This window comes from Nocardiopsis sp. CNR-923 (assembly GCF_001942255.1).
Taxonomy (GTDB): domain Bacteria; phylum Actinomycetota; class Actinomycetes; order Streptosporangiales; family Streptosporangiaceae; genus Nocardiopsis.
This window is the reverse complement of sequence record NZ_MKKC01000065.1, coordinates 173,888-191,788: the sequence shown is the minus strand read 5'-3', so window position 1 is coordinate 191,788 and position 17,901 is coordinate 173,888. Positions and strand designations below refer to the sequence as shown.

At 68.8% G+C, this 17,901-nt stretch carries 18 protein-coding genes and 1 pseudogene; 6 read left to right on the top strand and 13 right to left on the bottom strand.

Annotated elements, in window-relative coordinates; all coding sequences use genetic code 11:
• Nucleotides 1-31: 31 nt before the first annotated feature.
• Nucleotides 32-594: pseudogene (locus BJF83_RS06980) on the bottom strand (ATP-binding protein).
• Nucleotides 595-819: 225 nt separating this feature from the next.
• Here BJF83_RS06980 and BJF83_RS28580 point away from each other — a divergent pair.
• Genes BJF83_RS28580 through BJF83_RS06970 form a run of 3 tightly spaced genes read left to right on the top strand, consistent with a single transcriptional unit; the run spans nucleotide 820 to nucleotide 1,929 of the window.
• On the top strand, nucleotides 820-1,137 hold the full coding sequence (locus BJF83_RS28580; protein WP_262391361.1) for a helix-turn-helix transcriptional regulator: 318 nt from the start codon (nucleotides 820-822) through the stop codon (nucleotides 1,135-1,137).
• Between the two features lie 8 nt (nucleotides 1,138-1,145).
• The gene (locus BJF83_RS28575) at nucleotides 1,146-1,685 is read left to right on the top strand and encodes a DUF5753 domain-containing protein (RefSeq protein ID WP_262391360.1); all 540 of its coding nucleotides are present in this window, start codon (nucleotides 1,146-1,148) and stop codon (nucleotides 1,683-1,685) included.
• Nucleotides 1,672-1,929, top strand: a complete 258-nt coding sequence (locus tag BJF83_RS06970) for a DUF397 domain-containing protein (protein ID WP_075925643.1) — start codon at nucleotides 1,672-1,674, stop codon at nucleotides 1,927-1,929. The genes BJF83_RS28575 and BJF83_RS06970 overlap by 14 nt, the downstream gene beginning before the upstream one ends.
• Nucleotides 1,930-2,153: 224 nt before the next feature.
• On the opposite strand, the gene BJF83_RS06965 is transcribed toward BJF83_RS06970, so the two are convergent.
• The 6 genes from BJF83_RS06965 to BJF83_RS25965 form a co-directional block, all read right to left on the bottom strand.
• A complete protein-coding gene (locus BJF83_RS06965; RefSeq protein WP_316042217.1) occupies nucleotides 2,154-2,465 on the bottom strand; it encodes an NUDIX domain-containing protein in 312 nt (103 codons plus the stop codon).
• A gap of 430 nt (nucleotides 2,466-2,895) precedes the next feature.
• Nucleotides 2,896-3,354, bottom strand: a complete 459-nt coding sequence (locus tag BJF83_RS30380; protein ID WP_316042216.1) for a Scr1 family TA system antitoxin-like transcriptional regulator — start codon at nucleotides 3,352-3,354, stop codon at nucleotides 2,896-2,898.
• A 91-nt stretch (nucleotides 3,355-3,445) separates the two neighbouring features.
• Nucleotides 3,446-3,745 (bottom strand): helix-turn-helix transcriptional regulator, encoded by a 300-nt coding sequence (locus tag BJF83_RS30375; RefSeq protein WP_316042215.1) that lies wholly within the window; start codon nucleotides 3,743-3,745, stop codon nucleotides 3,446-3,448.
• On the bottom strand, nucleotides 3,742-4,269 hold the full coding sequence (locus tag BJF83_RS06955; protein WP_075925642.1) for a DUF6879 family protein: 528 nt from the start codon (nucleotides 4,267-4,269) through the stop codon (nucleotides 3,742-3,744). Before BJF83_RS06955 ends, BJF83_RS30375 begins: the two co-directional genes overlap by 4 nt.
• Before the next feature lies 1 nt (nucleotide 4,270).
• A complete protein-coding gene (locus tag BJF83_RS06950; RefSeq protein WP_083678445.1) occupies nucleotides 4,271-4,465 on the bottom strand; it encodes a hypothetical protein in 195 nt (64 codons plus the stop codon).
• A gap of 185 nt (nucleotides 4,466-4,650) precedes the next feature.
• Nucleotides 4,651-4,950, bottom strand: a complete 300-nt coding sequence (locus BJF83_RS25965) for a hypothetical protein (protein ID WP_187347108.1) — start codon at nucleotides 4,948-4,950, stop codon at nucleotides 4,651-4,653.
• On the opposite strand from BJF83_RS25965, the gene BJF83_RS06945 reads away from it, so the two are divergent.
• Nucleotides 4,903-5,130, top strand: coding sequence for a DUF397 domain-containing protein (locus BJF83_RS06945; RefSeq protein WP_075925663.1), 228 nt, complete (start codon nucleotides 4,903-4,905; stop codon nucleotides 5,128-5,130). The genes BJF83_RS25965 and BJF83_RS06945 overlap by 48 nt on opposite strands.
• Nucleotides 5,131-5,187: 57 nt before the next feature.
• On the opposite strand, the gene BJF83_RS06940 is transcribed toward BJF83_RS06945, so the two are convergent.
• From BJF83_RS06940 to BJF83_RS06930, 3 genes are read right to left on the bottom strand one after another with little or no spacing between them, the layout of a single operon-like run.
• On the bottom strand, nucleotides 5,188-6,060 hold the full coding sequence (locus BJF83_RS06940) for a helix-turn-helix transcriptional regulator (protein ID WP_075925641.1): 873 nt from the start codon (nucleotides 6,058-6,060) through the stop codon (nucleotides 5,188-5,190).
• The gene (locus BJF83_RS06935) at nucleotides 6,057-6,605 is read right to left on the bottom strand and encodes a DUF6879 family protein (RefSeq protein WP_075925640.1); all 549 of its coding nucleotides are present in this window, start codon (nucleotides 6,603-6,605) and stop codon (nucleotides 6,057-6,059) included. The genes BJF83_RS06940 and BJF83_RS06935 overlap by 4 nt, the downstream gene beginning before the upstream one ends.
• Nucleotides 6,589-6,792, bottom strand: coding sequence for a hypothetical protein (locus tag BJF83_RS06930; RefSeq protein ID WP_075925639.1), 204 nt, complete (start codon nucleotides 6,790-6,792; stop codon nucleotides 6,589-6,591). The genes BJF83_RS06935 and BJF83_RS06930 overlap by 17 nt, the downstream gene beginning before the upstream one ends.
• A 180-nt stretch (nucleotides 6,793-6,972) precedes the next feature.
• Between BJF83_RS06930 and BJF83_RS26595 the strand changes: the two genes are divergently transcribed.
• Nucleotides 6,973-7,119, top strand: a complete 147-nt coding sequence (locus BJF83_RS26595; protein WP_262391359.1) for a lasso RiPP family leader peptide-containing protein — start codon at nucleotides 6,973-6,975, stop codon at nucleotides 7,117-7,119.
• 498 nt (nucleotides 7,120-7,617) lie between these two features.
• On the opposite strand, the gene pglW is transcribed toward BJF83_RS26595, so the two are convergent.
• On the bottom strand, nucleotides 7,618-11,889 hold the full coding sequence (gene pglW, locus BJF83_RS06925; RefSeq protein WP_075925638.1) for a BREX system serine/threonine kinase PglW: 4,272 nt from the start codon (nucleotides 11,887-11,889) through the stop codon (nucleotides 7,618-7,620).
• A gap of 155 nt (nucleotides 11,890-12,044) precedes the next feature.
• Complete coding sequence (locus tag BJF83_RS06920) at nucleotides 12,045-12,248, bottom strand: hypothetical protein (protein ID WP_075925637.1); 204 nt, start codon at nucleotides 12,246-12,248, stop codon at nucleotides 12,045-12,047.
• A gap of 172 nt (nucleotides 12,249-12,420) precedes the next feature.
• Here BJF83_RS06920 and pglX point away from each other — a divergent pair, with 172 nt between their 5' ends.
• On the top strand, nucleotides 12,421-15,966 hold the full coding sequence (pglX, locus tag BJF83_RS06915; protein ID WP_143831815.1) for a BREX-2 system adenine-specific DNA-methyltransferase PglX: 3,546 nt from the start codon (nucleotides 12,421-12,423) through the stop codon (nucleotides 15,964-15,966).
• Nucleotides 15,967-16,239: 273 nt separating this feature from the next.
• Here pglX and BJF83_RS27370 read toward each other — a convergent pair whose 3' ends face one another.
• Nucleotides 16,240-17,505, bottom strand: coding sequence for an RNA polymerase sigma factor RpoD/SigA (locus BJF83_RS27370; RefSeq protein WP_262391358.1), 1,266 nt, complete (start codon nucleotides 17,503-17,505; stop codon nucleotides 16,240-16,242).
• Nucleotides 17,506-17,901: the final 396 nt, after the last annotated feature.

Here is a 17,901-nt window from a genome sequence, read left to right as displayed (position 1 = left end):
TGACTCGCGGTCGGGGAGACGGAGTGACCTGCTACTGCGGGTCGTTCCAGCGGCTCCCGCTGAGGTCGTAGGCGAGGAAGAACCACACCTGCCGGTGGCCGGTGAAGCCGTTGTCGCCCCAGTCGGTGGCCAGGGCGTCGACCAGGGCCAGGCCGCGACCGGATTCGGCGTCGAGGTCGAGCCCGGCGGAGGCGGCGGCCAGGTGGTGGCTGTCCGTCTTCCCCTGGGAGTGTGTGCGCCGGGCCCCCTCGTCGCGGCAGGTGAGGTGGAGGCCGTCGCGGCGGCGCACACACCGCAGCGTGTAGAACCCGAACCGATCCCCCGACTTCGAGTGGTTCACCGCGTTGTTGGCGAGTTCGGACCCGAGCAGGGTGAACACGAAGCGGTAGTCCTCGTCCTGTCCGGCGGCGCAGGCGTGAGGAAGGCGCGGACCAACGGCATGTACTGGGGCGAGGAGCCGAAGTCGTAGCGGCGGGTGCGGTAGTGGGGGCGGCCGGACCGGTGGTTGAAGTAGTGGCGGCAGCGGGGCGGGACGAGCTCGCTGAGGGAGACGGTGATCTCCGGCAGCAGGGGCATGGGAGCGCTTGCGGGCATGACGAACAGACTCCTTGCGTGCGTGGAGCGGACGGGGGTTCGGTGTGCCCGCAGGGGTGAGACCTTCGCGTTTCCCGAACACCGGGATGGGGCACCGCGTAGCCTTGCCATCAGGACTCTGGGTGAGACCCCGATCACTGACTACACTCACCATGATGAGACTCGATATACAAGTTGTCAACGCTCAAACTCGATAAACACAAGTCTGTCGCGTAGGCTCACCCCATGAAGCATCCGATCAGCCCCAGCGTGCGCCGCCGCAGGCTCGCCAGAGAGCTTCGCCGCCTCAGGGAGGCCGAAGGTCTCAAGCTCTCCGTCGCGGCCAAAGAGGCGTCAGTCCCCCAGTCCACGCTCAGCAACATCGAGTCCGCAGATGCTCGTCGTATCCGGCAACGCGACATTGATGCCTTGGCAGAGCTGTACGGCGCCTCAACTGAGGAGCGCGAAGCGCTTCAGGAGCTGGCGAAGGAGTCCAAGGAACAAGTTGGTGGTCCAACTACAGAGACGTCTTCCGGGGCAACGCCCTCCCCGACTTCGAGGTAGAGGCGTCGATGATGCGCATGTACCAGTGCCAGGTCATCCCTGGCCTGCTGCAAACGCCTGAGTACGCCGAAGCGGTCTTCAGGGGAGGCGGCACCCTCTCCGGTAAGGAGGTACAGCGCAATGTCGACGCTCGCATGCAGCGACAGCACGTGCTGACCAGGCACCGGCCCCTCCACCTTTGGGCAGTGATCGACGAAGCCGCCCTGCACCGTATGCCAAGCACCACCAAGGTCATGTGCGAGCAGTTGCGACACCTGATCAACATGGCGATGCACCACAACGTGAATATCCAGGTGCTGCCCTTCGCCGCTGGGATGCACGCTGCCCTCTCCGGATCGTTCGTCATGCTGGACTTCCCCAGCGAGCTCGATCCGAGCATCGTTTACACGGAAACGTCGACAGATATCCTCTTTGTACAGGAGAGCGAGTCTGTGCGACGCTACGTATCTGACTTCTCACACCTGAACGCAGCCGCTCTCCGGCCAACGGAGACCATCCGCTTCCTCAAGCAGAGCTTGGAGTCCTACGAAGAGCATGTTCAGCCATGACGGACTGACCTTCTTCAAGTCCAGCTACAGCGGCAACCGTGCTGAGTGCGTGGAGGTCGCGCACATCCCCACGGACTTCCGGAAGAGCAGCTACAGCGCGCAAGACCAAGACTGCGTCGAGGTCGCAGACCTCCCCTGCGGTGCGGCCGTCCGGGACTCGAAGAACCCCTCCCGGGGCCACCTGCCCTTCCCCAGCACCGAGTGGGACGCCTTCCTCAACGCCACCCGTTCCGACCGCCCGTAGACCACCGCACCCCAATCCGGTGCCCTGGTCCAAGACGTGGCCGGGGCACCGGGGCATGGGGCAGCCATCCGTCGTCACTCTCCCCCTCGATCCGCGCGGCCGCCTCGTCCCTGGAAAAGGGCGGCGACGCCGACGTGCCTCGGTGAGGAGGCCCGTGTGGGTCACCGGGACGGCCGGGACCACTGAGGTTCCCGTCCTCAGGCGGAAGTCAGCCTGAGCGAATCTCACCCGAGGTGCGGTGCACTGCCGTGGAGGGCGTGTTCCACCCTCAGGCGCTGGGTGTGGCGCATCGGAACACCTTCCAGCTCCTCGGGAGGAAGCCAGCGCACCTCGGGCGACTCGTCGCTCACCGCAGGCGCGCCGCCGATGGGGCGAGCACGAGAGCGCACGTTGGACTGGCGGCGCACCTCACCATCGCTGTAGGCGATGATGTGCCGGGCGTCGGCGCAGGTGTCCAGCAGCCCGGCGACCTCCACGTCGTGGCCGGTCCCTTCCCGAACCTCGCGAACCGCGGTCTCGGGCAGGCTCTCGGCCACGCCCATCCCCCGCCGGACATCACCCGGAGCCCGTTGTCCACCCGCCGCTGCGGCAACAGGCGCCCCACCTCGCCGAGAACAGCGGCGCCGGCTGCCACCGCCAGGCTGTTCGGCGTGGGCCTGGCCGGATCGTCGTCGTACTCGGTACAGGCCGTACTCGGCTACTCCTTGAGAGGCTGGGAGGTCCGCCATACGGCGTCCGCGTTGGCGGCGTAGGCGTCGAAACAGGTCGCCGTCGCCATGACGCCGCAGGTGGAACAGGGGATTGCCGTAGGCGTTGGCCCCGCTGAGGTGGGTGTCGACGTACATGTCGCCGTCGGCCCGGCGCCCCGGGCCGTACTCGGGCGATGGCCGATGATCGAACGGTCAGACGGCAGGACCGGTGAGGACTGTCAACCTGCCGTCCGACGCACAAGCGTCATCGCGGCGATCAGTGGCCGGACAAGCGCCCCAGGTCACGACGGATTCCCTCCACCAGCCGGGCGGCTGCGGGGCCCTGTACCGCTGAGCGCGTCAACTCCGCGAACACCCGTTGGTAAGGGGCGACCGCGTCGTCATCGGTCAGGCACAGCTCGGCACCGATCGTTTCCACCAGGACCTGGTCGTCGTCGAAGATCCAGAAGCCGTGGGAAGGAACCACGTCCATGCCGGTGTGCAACGGGATCACTCCGATCTCCGCCCGTCCCCGCATGATTTCCGCGATGACACGGGTCAACTGGTCGGCCATCACGTCCTCCGAACCCAGCCGAAGGCGCAGGGCGGGCTCCCAGAGCAGGATGTGGAAGGTCTTGTCCGGTAGGTCGAGGATCCCCTGGCGGCCCATCCTCGCGCGTACCGCCTCGCCACCGTCGTCGAGTGTGCGGTGCAGGCGCACCCCTCTACGGAACATGGACCGGGCGTAGTCGGCGGTCTGGAGAAGGCCAGGGACGCACGCCGACTCGAATGATCCGAAAACGGCGCGTGCGCTCGTCGAGTTCACCCTAAGCCCGCTGGCGCGGCCCGTGCCCGGCCGCCAGTTGACGGCGCCAGCTCGCGCAGTGGGTCTCCAGAGAACGCCGCTGCGCCACCAGTCCCTCGGCGGCTTCCACACGCCCGCACACCCGCGCCCACGAGCGCAGATCCTCCACACTCGCGGTCTGCTTCCCATGCTCCAGCTTCGACACCTTCGAGGGGTGCCAGCCCAGGCGCGCGGAGAGTTCGCGACCGGACAGTCCGGCCTCGGAACGGAGTTCGCGCAGGCGGACACCGAGCGAGACACGGGCGGTCTGATAATCCGTCATACGGCCTTGGACGCCATGTACGCGGTGAAGGTCAGCGCGTGGTGCCAGGCCGCGTCCCGGGCCCGGAGCGCCGCCAGGACCTGGCCGGGGTCCTCAGTGAGCCGCACCCCGAGAAACCGGTCGCCGTCGAACTCCAGGCGGGCCAGAGTGGTGCTGTCGAAGACCCAGAAGTCGAAGTCGGGCAGCTCCGCGACGATCGGGTGCTCGCGCGGCAGATAGCGGATGTCCTCCCCCACGCCAAGGTTGTAGGGGGTACCCCACAGTTTCCAGCGCAGGTAGTCCGAGGGCGGGTCGTCGATGAGCCGGACCCGCTCCATGCGCTTACCGGTGGTCGACTCCTCGCGCACCATACGCAGCCAGGGGGTGAACCAGTCCAGGCCCGGATCCTTACCCGCGAGCCAGTCCTGGAAGGGGCGGTCCTCGTCGAGCTTGCCGTAGTAGGAGCGGGTCTCCAGCCGCCACGCGGTGTGGCGGTAACGCCGGAAGAGGTCGTCGAAGGCCTCTCCGCTGATGATCTCGCTCATCTCACTCCTTGGGGGCGAAGCGTGTCAACAGAGCGCGGGGAACGACGACGAACTCCTCGCCCTCAAGCACATCCTTCACCTGTTCCAGAGCCTCGGGGTCGGTCAGCCGGTCACCCTGCACCACGATGTCACCGGTGTCGGTCTCGTACAGCGTGGGACAACCACCGTTCTGAGACGTGGTCCCTATCTTGTGCAACCTCGTGGGGGCATCCTCTCCGAGGGAACGGGGAGGTCCAGTCTCCCCGGCGTCGCAGGACAGGCGCCAGGCCTTCCCCCAGGCCGCGCGAGCAATTCCGAGCAACCTGCGGGTTCGGCGGAAGTGCCGGTCCTGGGGTCGAAGGAATCCCACCCCGGCCTTCACGTCCCTCGTCGAAAGGCGGCTCATCCGTGCACCTTTCCGCCCAGCAGGTCGCCGAGGAACTCCACACGCAGGGTGGCCACCACCCCCAGGTGGCGGTCGCCGTGCAGGGCGTCGAGGAAGACGTCGCGGTCGCCGCTGAGGGTGACCAGTTCCTCCAGTTGGTCGACGACCAGGACGGTGCGCCGGGGTCCTCCGCTCTCGCGGCGGATCGCGCGCAAAAGGGTGAGGAGTTCGCCGCCGTCACTGCGGACGCGGCGCGTAGAGGCGTCGGCCTGTGTCTGGTCCGCCGCCAGGGCCCGGACTGTGTAGAGGTTGCGCACATCCCCACGGACTTCCGGAAGAGCAGCTACAGCGGCCACGACCAGAACTGCGTCGAGGTCGCTGACCTCCCCTGCGGCGCGGCCGTCCGGGACTCGAAGAACCCCTCCCGGTGCCACCTGCCCTTCCCCAGCGCCGAGTGGGACGCCTTCCTCAACGCCACCCGTTCCGACCGCCCGTAGGCCCTCTCCTCATCCGGTCGTCGCCCCGCCCCGAACACGCGGGGCCGGGGCGTCGAGTCAAGAGTCAGCCAGTCCCCGATACTCCCCTGCGATCCGATTCAGGTGTCCAACCGCCTCGTCCCCGAAGCAGGCGAGCTTCTTCAACTCCTCGAACAGCTCCAGATACGTGGCGATGTCAGCGGCACCGGTGAGGGTCGCCGTGGCCGTCTCGGTCGCCACGACAACCGCGTCCTCGTCATAGAGGTCGAAGGCATGGCCGGGAAAGACGTGCACGGGCGTCGTCCAGGGAATGATGCCGACTACTGCCGTCCCGCCTTGAGACGCGGCAGCAGCGATCTGCTCGATCTGTTCCGCCATGATCGAGGCAGAGCCCACCTGCCAGCGCAGGGCCCCTTCCGGCATGATCAGTTCGTAGCGGGTCCTGCCCTCGCTCAGCGCCCTGTGGCGTTCCTGCCTGGCATCAACGGCGGCTTCTGCTTCCTCCACCGAAACCTTGTCACGGGGGTCATCGAAGATACAGCGGGTGTACTCGCGGGTCTGCAACACCCCCAGAACCAGGGCGGGATCGAATGAGCGCACGCGCGCGGCGTCGGCTTCCAACTGAGCGACACGGCGCTGGAACTGCGAGACTCCCCGGGCCATGATCACCCGGCTGGATGCCTCCTCCCGCAGGTCCCCGGCCAAGGCGACCAGTTCCGCGCGCTCATCGCCCTCAAGCCCGTAGACCCGGCACAGCGCCGCCACGTCGTCCACCGACGGCAGCAGGAGGCCGCGTTCGATCTTGGAGACCTTGGACTGCGACATCCCCGCCGCCCGCCCCGCGCGAACTCCACTGAGGCCAGCGTCGGCACGAGCGTCGCGCAGCGCGCGGGCGAGCCGGTCGCGGCCTTCGGCACCGCGACCGGCCGGGGTGTTCTGCGGAACCGTCATACAGTCCGGTTGACTCTCCACTCCTCGGGATGGCGCGCCCACCACCGCTCGAACGGCTCGGCGGCAGCGAGCGCCGCGTCCCTTGCCTTCTGGTATCGCCTCAGGTTATCGACCAGCTCCGCGCCGAGGAACTCACCCGCCTCGCTGTAGTGCATGCGCAGGGGGTACTTGTCGTCGATCAGCCAGAAGTCATGGTCCACCACCTCCGGCGGAAGGTCATGCTCGGCGAGATCCAGGACATGGACCTCCTCCCCCGCTTCAGCGTTGAGCACATATCCCCACTCACACTCGTAGCGGATGTAGTCACTGAGCGGAGTGCGCAGGACCCGTACCCGGTACTCACGGATACCGGCCTCCGCTTCCGCTCGCAGCACCTCCAGCCACGCGTTCTTGCGCGCCCAGTCGGGCTCGGGCTCGCCTGCCTTGAACCTGGTGAAGTCGTCCCCGTCCGAGTCGACCTCGTAGTGGTCCAGGGCTTCCAGACGGAAAGCCGACGTAGTCAGGTGATCATCGAAGAACTTCTCCAGTTCAGACTCCGTGAGCACGGGCGGCCTCCTTCAGCAGGGACAGGGGGATCTCCACGGCGTTCTCGCCCTCGGGGAGGGTGATCTCGGCGAGGTCTTCGGGAGTGAGCGCGTAGCCCTGCACGACGATCGTGTCGCGATCGCTGGCGTAGACGGTGGGGCAGGACCGCCTGTTACTACATTCGCCAGCCACTCGGGTGAGCTTCATCTGCTGCCTCCACGGGGGTTGCTTTAGATTCCAGTATGGATGGAATAGCACCTCCTGTCACCCCCTCGCCACGAAGAGTTCCCAAACCGCTTGTCGATCCCAGGCTATTCCTGTACTACTGGAATAGTGCAGCCGGTGCGGCGCACCGGAAGGCCAATTCCTACCTGTGAGGAGAAGCCCGTGACCGAACAGGACACCGGCGCACAGCCCATGGTCGAGACCGTCTACGAACCGCCGACCATCACCTGCCTGGGCGAGGTCCGAGACGTCGTCCTGGGCAGCGGCTCTCAGGACACCGCCGACATGAACACCTCCCGCTACTGGTGAGTCCACCGGGTGCGGCCGACCGGCCGCACCCGCCTCCCCGAAGGAGTATCGGTGTTTGCCCAGTCCTACTACGCAGGCGTCTCCAAGGCCCCCGACAACGCCCGAACGTCCTCCGCCGGGCCGGGTGAGCGGCACGAACTCCACCTCTGCGGCGCCTGGCCCGCCGAACAGGTGCGCATCCACCGGAGCGACCGCCGCCAGGCCGTGTTCCTGGGCGAGTGCTTCGCCACCACGCCGCACATCGAACGGCTTCTGGCGAGCGCGCCCGACACCGCCACCTGCGCCGACCGGCTCGGGGCACTGGCCGGTTCCTACAGCGTCCTGGTCACCGATGGCACGGAGTCGGCCTGGGCGGGCGACCAGGCCACTGCGGGCACCCGGCCGCCGTGCCCGGTGAGGACACGTTCGGTTCCCCCGGTCCCGGCCCGACTCCACGTTCCACGGCAGTGCGCCCCGGCCGGCCCCTCCTCGAAGGAACGAAGACCCCGTCGACCGGGGTCAGCGCGCCAACGCCGCCTCGGGCGCGGAGAACCCCCTGGGCAGCAGCACCTGCTCGGACTCGCCGATGATGCCCGCGGAGCGTCCGTCCAGGGCGGCGACGGCCTGCGGTCCGCGCATCGGGCACAGCAGCCACAGTCCGTACGGGCTGCGGTTCGCCTCGCGGGCCTCCTGGACGAGGCTGCCCAGCAGGGCGCGGCCCGGCTCGTAGCGCGCCAGCGGGGTCGCCCGGTGGAGCAGGACCACGCCGTGCCCGGAGGGCGCGTCGGCCCCCGCCGCCCGCACCCGGTCCCCCAGGCGGCGGAACACCTCGGCGAGCATCCGGTTGAACGGCTCGGGGCGGCTGTTGTCGGCCTCGCTCAGGATGTCCCAGTTCAGGGCGCTTCCCATGCCGTCCATGACCTCGTCGACGACGTGGACGAACTCGGCGGAGGCGTCGAAGGGCACCACACCGGGCATCCGCCCCAGCGTGTGGGCCACCCGCTCGGTGTCGGGCATCCACGTCTTGACCGCCCGGTAGCCGCCCCCGGCCACGGCCCGCGCCAGGCGGTCCCACGTCTGGACCGAGGCGGCGTCGACCCGGTCCGGCTCGTGGTGTCCGGTGTGGGTCGAGGGCTGGTAGGTGGTGACCTCCGGCTCCAGGTACCAGCACACGGTGCCGCCGACCGGAGTCTCCTGGAGTTTGGGGTGCCGACGCTTGAGCAGCGCCCGCAGCCGCTTCTCGTCGGGCCTGGGCAGCGCCGGGAACCGCGACCGGACCCGGTCCTGGATCTGCTCCGGGGTGATCCCGGGCTTGCCCAGGTAGCCGACGGCCTGCGTGATCCGCAAGGCGCGCTCCAGGTCCAGGTCGGCCGGGTAGAGCTCCAGGCGCGGAGTGGCCTCGGCGTTGCCGGACGCCGCCGCCGCGATCTGCACCAGCGCCGTGTCGGTGAACGGCTCCATGCCCTCGGGGGCGTCGACCGCGCGCAGCGCCTCCCTGACCGCGGTGGGGCTGGGCAGGAGGTCGGCGTCGCCGAGGCGGACGAGTTCGTCGGCGCGCAGCCCGAGGAGTTCGGCGTAGTCGAACAGGTCGCCCTCGACCGGCACGCGGGGGTCGTCGTCGATCACCCGCGCGGCCAGCACCCTGCGGTCGTACCTGCGGACCACGAACCGCTGCTCGACGCGCTGTTCCTCGTACTCGGCGACCACGCGCACGGCGGCCAGGGCGTAGACCGAGCGTTCGTCGCCCTCCAGGGAGGAGCCGCGCAGGGTCAGGAGTTCGGCGGCGATCTGTCCGACCTCGCGCACCCGGCCGTTGCGGGACAGGATGTCCACGACGTCGTCGCGGACCGATCCCAGCAGGGAGGCGTTCTTGCTCCAGTAGGTGTGCGCCTGGCGCAGGCTCTCCTCCACCAGGGAGCGGGGGATCCCCAGTGAGCGGGCGACCTCGCGCCGGGTGGGCCACCAGTGCTTGCGGCCCTTGCGCCCCTCCGGGATGCCGACCAGTTCCCGCACCACGCGCACCCACTGCCGGTTGGCGTCGGTGGTGGTCGGGAGAAACTGGCGGATCACCTGGTCCAGGACGGCGTTGCGTTTGACGTCCTCCCCCGCGCCGGCCGGCAGCTTGGCCCGGGTCGCGACCGCGTACTCGGCCACGTCCAGGCGCCTGCGCCACTCGGAGGCCCTCTTGCGCAGCTCGTTGCGGACAGCCAGGGGGACACCGCGCATGTGGGTGATCTCCCGGACCGGTTTGCTGAGCAGGTCTCCGACCTTGTCGCAGCGCAGGAGGCGCTGGGCCGCGTCCAGCGCCAACGGTGTGAGGCCGGCCAGGTGCAGGGGTGTGTCCAGCGTGGCGGCCCCGGCGTTGCGCAGCCGGGTCTCCTCGCTCTCCTCGACCTGGTCGGTGACCGATCCGGAGCGGAAGGCGGACTCCCAGGCGTCGCGCATGTCGGCCAACGCGCCGAAGCGCTGGCGGTGGTCGCGGTGCAGGGCCCGGTGGAAGAACGCCACCAGGGCGGAGCGGCTCTGCTTGGGCAGGGCCTCTTCGGCCAGACGGGGGACCACGACGTCGTCGCCGAGGAACTCCGGGCCCACACCGTCGTCGTCCCAGACCGGAAGCTCTCCGGTGGCCATCTCGTGCAGGGTCACGGCGACCGCGTAGCGCTCGGCCGCGTCGTCGTAGGGGCGGTCCTGCCCCAGGAAGGGGTCGAGGTAGCCGCGGGTGCCCGCGCTGACGCTCTCCACGGACGCCTGGGACAGGGAGAAGTCGAACAGCACCAGGGCCCTGCCCTGCTTGCGGGTCTCCCGGACGCCGAGGTTGGCGGGTTTGACGTCGCGGTGGAAGACCTCGTGCTCCTCCAGGTGCTCGACCGCGTCGAACAGGTGCCGCCCGAAGCCCAGCAGCTCGCCGGGGCCCAGGGCTCCCTGGCGGGACAGGTAGTCGGCGAGGGTGCTCTGCCCCGCCCGCTCCAGGGGCAGGATGGTGCGCTCACCGATCTCCAGGACGCCGGAGGCGCTCTCGTCGCCCGTGGCGGCCAGCGTCACGATCCTGGTGCTCCCGGCGACGGTGCGCAGGGTCTCGGCCTCGGCCCGCAGGGCCTTGGCGGCGGACTCCTGGTTGAGGGCGACCTTGTAGACGACCTCCTCCGGGCGGCCGTCGCGCGCCATGAGCAGAGCGCGGGCGGTCGCCCCCTTGCCCAGAACCTCGCGGACCTTCCAGCCCTGGACGACCTCGTCCCCGCGGCGGGCGTCGAGGGGGTCGGTGATGGTCTCGGGAAGGGTGAGGTACTCCTCGACCTGGTCGAGCATGCGCAGGAAGGCCTGCACGTTGGCCAGCCGGTCGTTGGGGGAGCGCCGGGTCGACTCGCGCACGAGCGTGTCGAGTTGGGGCACGACGTCGTCGCTGATCGCCGCCGGGGTCAGGCAGCCGTGCTCCTGGATCTGCTGGCTCAGCTCGCTCCGGTCGCGGCCCGGCGGCCGGCCGGTGAAGACCAGGTAGGTGAGCGCCCCGAGACCGAAGATGTCCTGGGGGGCGGCGCGTCGCGTGTAGTCGGGGAACTCCGGGGCGAGGTAGGCCTCGGCGGCCTTCTCGACGTGCGCGGCGAACGCGCGCCCGCCCAGCACCTCCTCCAGGTGGGAGGTGCCCGCGCGCGAGGAGGTGTGGCGGGTGTGCACTCCGCCGCGCAGCCGCAGGCTCTCCCGGGAGGCGACCTGCCAGTCGGCGATGTACAGGCGCGGGTAGGCGCCGTCCATCTCCACCCACACGCTGCGGGCGGCCAGGGCACGGTGGTAGAGGCGGTTGCGGTGGGCGTGGTTGACCGCCTCGGCGAGCTGGCGGACCATCTCCATCCGCGTGTCCACGTCGAGGCCGTGGCCGTGCTCGGCCATGAAGTGGTCCAGGCGCTGCCAGGAGGAGTGGTGCCGGAAGACGACCGCGGGGCCGAGGTCCTTGCTCGACTCCTCGATGACCCCGAAGTACTCGGCCTTGACGATGCCCTCGTGCGAGATGCCCTCCAGGGACATGTACTCGCGTTTGGCGGCGCGCTCGACCGACCGGCGTTCGTCCTCGCTGTCGGTCTCGCCGTAGTGGTAGAGGCGCACCCGGCTGGTGCCGCCCAACCGCTGGTGCTCGGCCTGGTAGTCGGTCCAGGTGGGCCCGCTGTCGAAGGAGCGTTTCTCCAGGGTGTACTCCCCCAGGGTCAGCGCCCGGTCCATGGGCACGACCCCGATCGTCTCCATGAGTCGGGAGACGTTCCTGAGGAAGCCGGGGTCGACCTGGCTGTGCGGGGCGCCGAGGAGCCCGCTCCAGATGCCTGGCAGTGAGGTCTGGTGCTCCAGCCCCTCGCGGCCGTAGACCTTGGCCTTCTGCACCTCGTCGAAGTCGCAGCGCAGGCCCTCGTCGGAGAGGAACACACCGGCCTCGATGAAGGGGACTCTCACACCGCGCAGGCCGAGCCTGTCGACCGCCCACTGCAGGCGGCTCTTGAGCTCCTTGGCCTTGAGGTCGGTCAGATGCAACGGGTTGGTGATGGTCCTGCGGTGCCCGTTGGTGAAGATCCACTCGCTGCCGTGGTTGGCGGCCCGGCCCCGGTGGCTCTTGATCTCGACGAGGAAGACCCCTCGGGGGGTGACGGCGAACAGGTCGCACTCGCGGATGCGCTGGTTGCGGGCGGTGAAGGTGAACCCGGCCCAGGCCCGGTAGGGCTCCCGGTCGGGGAAGTGCGCGCGGACGTGTTCGAGAGCGGACTGCTCCCAGGGGAACTCCGAGGGCTTTCCCCACCATCGGTTCGCCATCTGGGTCCGCCTCTCCAGTTCTGCGCCAGCCCGCCCGGCCTCCCAGCATAGGACTCCCGTAAGACGGGTGTGTCAGTCACAGCGAAGGCACGGAGACGGCCCCGAGCGCGCCTCGGTTCCGGAACTCGGTGGCCCCGGAACCGAGAAAGGGGGGGTCACCCGAGCGCGCTGAAGACGAAGGCCGCCATGGCGGTGACGGTTCCGAGGGTGGCGAGCAGAGCCGCTCCACTCGCGCGCAGCGCCGTGAACCAGGGGTTGCCCCCTTCACGGCTGACGAAGGCGGCGACCAGAGCGGCCAGTACGGCGACAAGAACGATGGCGATCACGGCGGCCAGTACCGCAACGGAGTTGGAGGACATGGGGCGCAGCACCTTTCGTGGGGGGCGAAATCACGGAACGTGAAGTCCTGAGACGCATCGCGGCCAGCACGGGCGGGACATGGCACGCGTTCGAGCTTGTGTGCACCAGACTAGCGATCCTTCTCAGCACCCACAAATAATTATCGCACGCACATGAACCATTAAACTGGCCATGGAGAAGCCACGATCGTCCCCCGGAGACAGAAGAACCGGCCCGAGCAGGAAAGACCCCCGACCGGCTAGGCAGAGCATGACCCAGACCTCGTTGCTGAGAGAACTTCAATCCATCGTGTGGGGTGCCCTCGACGGCCTCCGAGGCTCAGCACCCACCTCCTCGTCCACGTGGCGCGAGCGCGAACACTCCGCGGCAATGTGGGCCCTTGCCACAACATTCGTCACGTTCTGTGAGGACAACGGTCTCGTGTCCGACAGATCGCTCAGCCGGACGGACGTACCGGCCCCCGGTTCCCCCGAACGACCGGAGCCACTGGCGGACGCTGAATCCGTGGATCCGTTCCGAACGATCGAACTGGCCATCAACCGAGTGGTCCAGGCACACCCTGTCCTGGCCGCCGCCTTCCCGCACGACATCGAACCGTGGCGGAGGCATCGGCTCCCCCCCGGCATCGCCCGCAGACTGGTCTCGTACTGGCGCGGCCCCGACCGCCCCTCCCTGCGAGCACCGGCCTCCCCGGACACCCCACCCCAGGGCCCCGAACTCGACACCACGATCTTCGGCCGCCTGTACCAGGGCATCTCGGAGGACTCGCGCAAGAACGACGCCCTTCTCACCACCCCGGACTTCGTCATCGAGCTGCTCCTGGACGAGACACTGAAACCCGCGCTACGGGATTCCGCACCCATCACCGAACACGGATTCCGGCTCATCGACCCGGCGTGCGGCTCCGGCGGCTTCCTCGTGAAGGCACTTCCCCTGGTCCTGGAGCGGATCCGCTCCGAGCAGCCCGAACTCTCCCCGAGCGAAGCGGTCGGCCGTGCCCTCACCTGTGTCCACGGTGCCGATCGCAACCCCTTCGCGGCCATGGTCGCCCGCTTCCGGCTGGCGATCGAAGCGATTGGGCTGGCCGAAGAGGCGGAGCCCGGCGACGAGGAGCACTGGTCGATTCTCGTGGTCGGCGCGGACTCGCTCCTGGAGGGGCACGGCGCCCCCTCCGGCCCGTTCACCGACCGCTTCGAGGCAGCGTCCTCCTGGCCGTTCTGGGCCAGGGCCGCGAACGTCCTCGGTTGCTCCTCCTATGACGTCGTGGTGGGCAACCCCCCGTACCTGGTTCCCCGGGACAAGGACAAGGCCGACGCCTACCGCAGCGCCTACCCCAGCGCCCGGTCCGGGGCCTTCGCCATGACCGTGCCCTTCACCGAGCGGGCCTTCTCCCTCGCCCGTGCGGACGGACGCGTCGGTCTCCTGCTCGCGACCTCCTTCACCAAGCGGGAGTTCGGCAAACCCCTCGTCGAAGTGCTCCTCCCCACCGTGCAGCTGGACCGCATCATCGACACCTCCGGTGCCTACATCCCCGGGCACGGCACACCCACCCTGATCCTCATCGGCCGCAATCGACAGCCGACCCCCCAATCGCGGGTGACTGTGGTCAGCGGCCTGCGCGGCGAACCCTCCGTTCCGGCCGATCCGGCTCGGGGCAAGGTGTGGGTGTCGATCCAGAACCGCCTGGCCGAGATTCCCAGTCAGGACCCGTGGACGGTGTCCCAGGACCGCCTTCTCGCGGAGTACCACAAACACCCGTGGAACCTGGCCACTCCGGACACCGAGACGGTCTTGCGAGCGCTGCGGTCTCGCCGACGGCTGAGTGATCATGCCCATCGCATCGGCTATGTCGCCAGCACCGGCGCTGACGACCTGTTTGCCTCCTCCCACGCCGCCATGCGACGTTGGGGTGCCGAACCGGCCGCGACCATCGACCTCGTCACCGGATCCGAGGTCCGCGACTGGCAGGTCCACAGTGAACAGGTGGCCTTCTTCCCACGAGACAGGGAGAATCCGGCCAGCGTCGCGAGCATTCAGGGTTTCCCCGGTCACCAACGTCGGCTCTGGCCCTACCGGAGTCACCTGGAGGACCGCCTGCGCTCGAAGGGAAAGGCCTGGTACGACTGGCACCAGCTGACGGTCAGCAACGATGCCTCACCGTGGTCGATCATCTTCCCCTGGGTGGCGACCCACCCCCACTTCGCGCTCCGTCGGGATGCCAACGCCCCGCTGAACTCGGCACCCGTCATCGAACTGCCCCCGTCTGTGACCGACAACCAGGTCCTGGAATTGCTCGGGGTACTCAACAGCTCCACCGCGTGCTTCTGGTTCAAACAGGTCAGCAACGCCAAGGGCAACCCTCGGGACGGGCAGCTCAGATCCGGTGACAGCTGGGACACCATCTACGAGTTCACCGCGACCCGGATGCGCGACCTTCCCCTCCCCGAGGCAGGAGAGACCGAACTCCCCCGCGAACTCGATGCCCTGGCGCGCCGCCTGCTGGAACTACGCGACGAGGCCGGCGACCCCGGGCGCACGCCGGCACAGGACCGCATCACCGCGCTGGGTCGAGAGTGGCGCGCCACCCTCGACCGCATGGTGATGTTGCAGGAGGAGCTGGACTGGCGCACGTACGAGGCGTACGGACTCATCCCCAAGGGAAGCCTTTCACGGGTCTCCCCTGAGGCGCTGCCCAACGGCGTCGCCATCGGGCAGCGTGCCTTCGAGATCGTTCTGGCCTCCGACATGGCTTCCGGGGCCGAGAAGAGCGCCTGGTTCCACCGGCACGCGGCACACCCGGTCACCGAACCGCCCGACCACTGGAGCGCGGACTACCGGAGAACGGTGTCGGAACGGATCGCGGCCATCGACGGCAACCCCGTCCTCGGGGTTCTGGAACGGCCGGACTTCAAGCACCGTTGGACCACCCCCTCATGGGAGCAGGTGTGGCAACCCGCCGTCACCTCCTGGCTGCTGGACCGCTGCGAGCGCCGGGAACTCTGGTACGCGAAGAGGGCGGACGGCACGGAACGACCCGTCAGCCGAACCCTGGCCGAGTTGGTCGGCCTGCTCGAAAACGATCCGGACGTCCTCGCCGCCGTGGAGGCCCTGAACCCCGGATCCAGTCCTCGCACGGTACTGCCCGAACTGCTGCGACCGGAGCACGTCCCCTTCCTCACGGCGCTCCGGCTGCGTCCCTCGGGGCTGAAGAAGCACGCCGAGTGGAGGAGGCTGTGGGATCTTCAGTGGAAGGGAGAGCACCAGCTCCCGGTGCCGCCGAAGTACAGGTCGACCGACTTCCTCAGGAGCGAGTACTGGGCCAATCGCGGCAAGTTCGACCTACCCAACGAGCGGTTCATCACCTACACGCCGAGCACCTCATCCGTGCTCGCCCCGACCACCGTGCTTGGATGGGCCGGATGGGACGCCCATGAACGCGCGTGTGTGCTGGTGGACATCGTCGACGACAACCTGGCTCCCCCCACCGCCGCGTTGGACGCCGTCGTTCCCCTGCTCGCGGGCCTGGCCGAGGTGCTGCCCTGGGTGGATCGGGTCGGAGCGGGTATCGGCCCCGTTCACGCCCCCCCTGACTCGTCATGGCCGCGCAGGCGTTTCGAGGGGTTCCTGGAGCGGTTGGGCCTGTCGGAGGAGACGGTGACAACATGGGCTCCTCTCCCGCCTCGCCGGGGCCGCCCGCCGAAACGGGCCCGGTCCTGAGCGTGCGTTGGCGTGTCCTCGTCGGTGCGGTCCGCGTAGAGCACGCCCAGGCCCCGTTGCCGAGTCTGCCGAGGATCTCGATCTCTCCGATCCGCCAGGGGTCGAGGCAGGCCCTGCGCAGGGCCTTGTCGTTCTTCAGCAGCGCGCTCGCGCGCCCGCAGATCCCGTGGTCCACGGCGGCCAACCGTCCGGTCCGGACCTGGGCGTTGCCGCTCTGGTGCTTGCCCGCACACCAAGGATCAGCGCCGTCGCGGCCGTGCCCGCGGCCGGGGCTCATCCGGTGGCCCCCGACTCGCTTGACCTCCTCTTGCGCCGCCTCTTCCTGTCCTTCCCGCCCGCCTCGGCCTGTCCCGCTCCGCCCAGGTGGACCTCGCGCAAAGTCCGCAGGGCCTTCTTCTCGATCTGACGGATGCGTTCGCGGCTGACCCCGAAATGCTCCCCGATCGCGTCGAGGGTCTGTCTGTCCCCCGTGGTCCATCCCATGCGCCGTTCGATGACCTCGCGCTCGCGGTGGCCGGTCAGGCAGGAGAGCAGGTTCCGGACCTCCCGGCACCCCTCGTCCTCTATGACCTGGACCTCCGGGGAGGGCAGGGCACGGTCCTCGTCCTCAGCCACCAGGGCGAGCAGGGTGGTGTCCCCCCTCACCTGGCGGTCCAGGGAGTCGGTCCGGTAGGTGAGGCGGCGGACCTGGTCGACCTCGTCGACCGTCAGACCGCTGTGCACCGCCACGTCCGCCTGACCGGTGCGCCTGCCCCGGGCGGCCAGTTCACGCTCAGCCACCGCGACCTTGACCGCCTTCTCGTGGAAGTGCGCCGGAAGACGGATCAGGGCCCCTTCGTCGGCGATGGCGCGCGTGATGGCCTGGCGGATCCACCAGGTGGCGTAGGTGGAGAACTTGTTGCCCTGTCCCCCGTCGAACTTGACGGCCGCGCGCATCAGGCCCCGCATGCCGTGCTGTGCCAGGTCCTCGTAGTCCAGCCCCTGTCCGTCGAACTTGGCCGCCAGGCTGTAGACGAGTCTCTGGTTGTGCAGCACCATCGCCTCATAGGCCAGGCGGCGCTCGTCGGCCGGTTCCAGCGCTGCGAGCCCGGCTTCCGCGAGGGGCGAGCCGAGGGACTGTCCGCCCCTCATCAGGGCCGCCAGGCCCACCTCCGCCTGTGCGCTGAGGATGCGCCGTTCCGGACGCCGCTTTTTCTGGTCCTCGGCCAGGATCCGGCGGGCCTCCGCGACGAACGGGCCCAGCTCGGTGGTTTCCCGCACCGTTCTCACACGAGCGACCGCGTCTGCCGGTTCCGAGTTATACGGGGCATCCATTTCGTGTTCCCCGGAGCCGGACTCGGGCGCCGGTCCCGCCTCGGGTTCCGCGTCTTCCCCAGTATTCGAATGAGCGATCGAGATGCCGGCCTCGCGCAGGCAGTTCGTTAACTTTTCGAGTTCGCTCCCGCCGAGTCCGCACATACGGACGACACCGTCGAACACCGCGGCGGAGATCGACCCGGCGGCGGCATAGCGCCGCGCCAGACGCACGACCGCAGCCATTCGGGGATCGCGGACGCGCCGCCGGTCCGCTGCCGTGATCCCGCCGGCAGACTGGGGACTTTCGCCCCTGGACACCTTCTCCGGAGCCGCTATACGGATCCCCAGACCGGGGAGTACCGTCTCCACCCGACTGCGGACTTCCTCCCCAAGACCCAATTCTTCGCACACATTTTCGAGTTTATCGCGAGTCATCACACCGTTCTCCGCACTGGCCCGAATTCTCGCGAGCACAGCGTTCACCAGGCCGTGGCGGGCGGACTCCGACATCGGGGAGGGAGAGAAGTTCGGCATGCGTCGGATAATGTCACCGACCCCTGACAGAATACGTTCCCGCACCAGGAGAGAACGGATCACCGCCCAGGCCCTGCAAGCCCGGCGCCCACGAACCAGAACAGG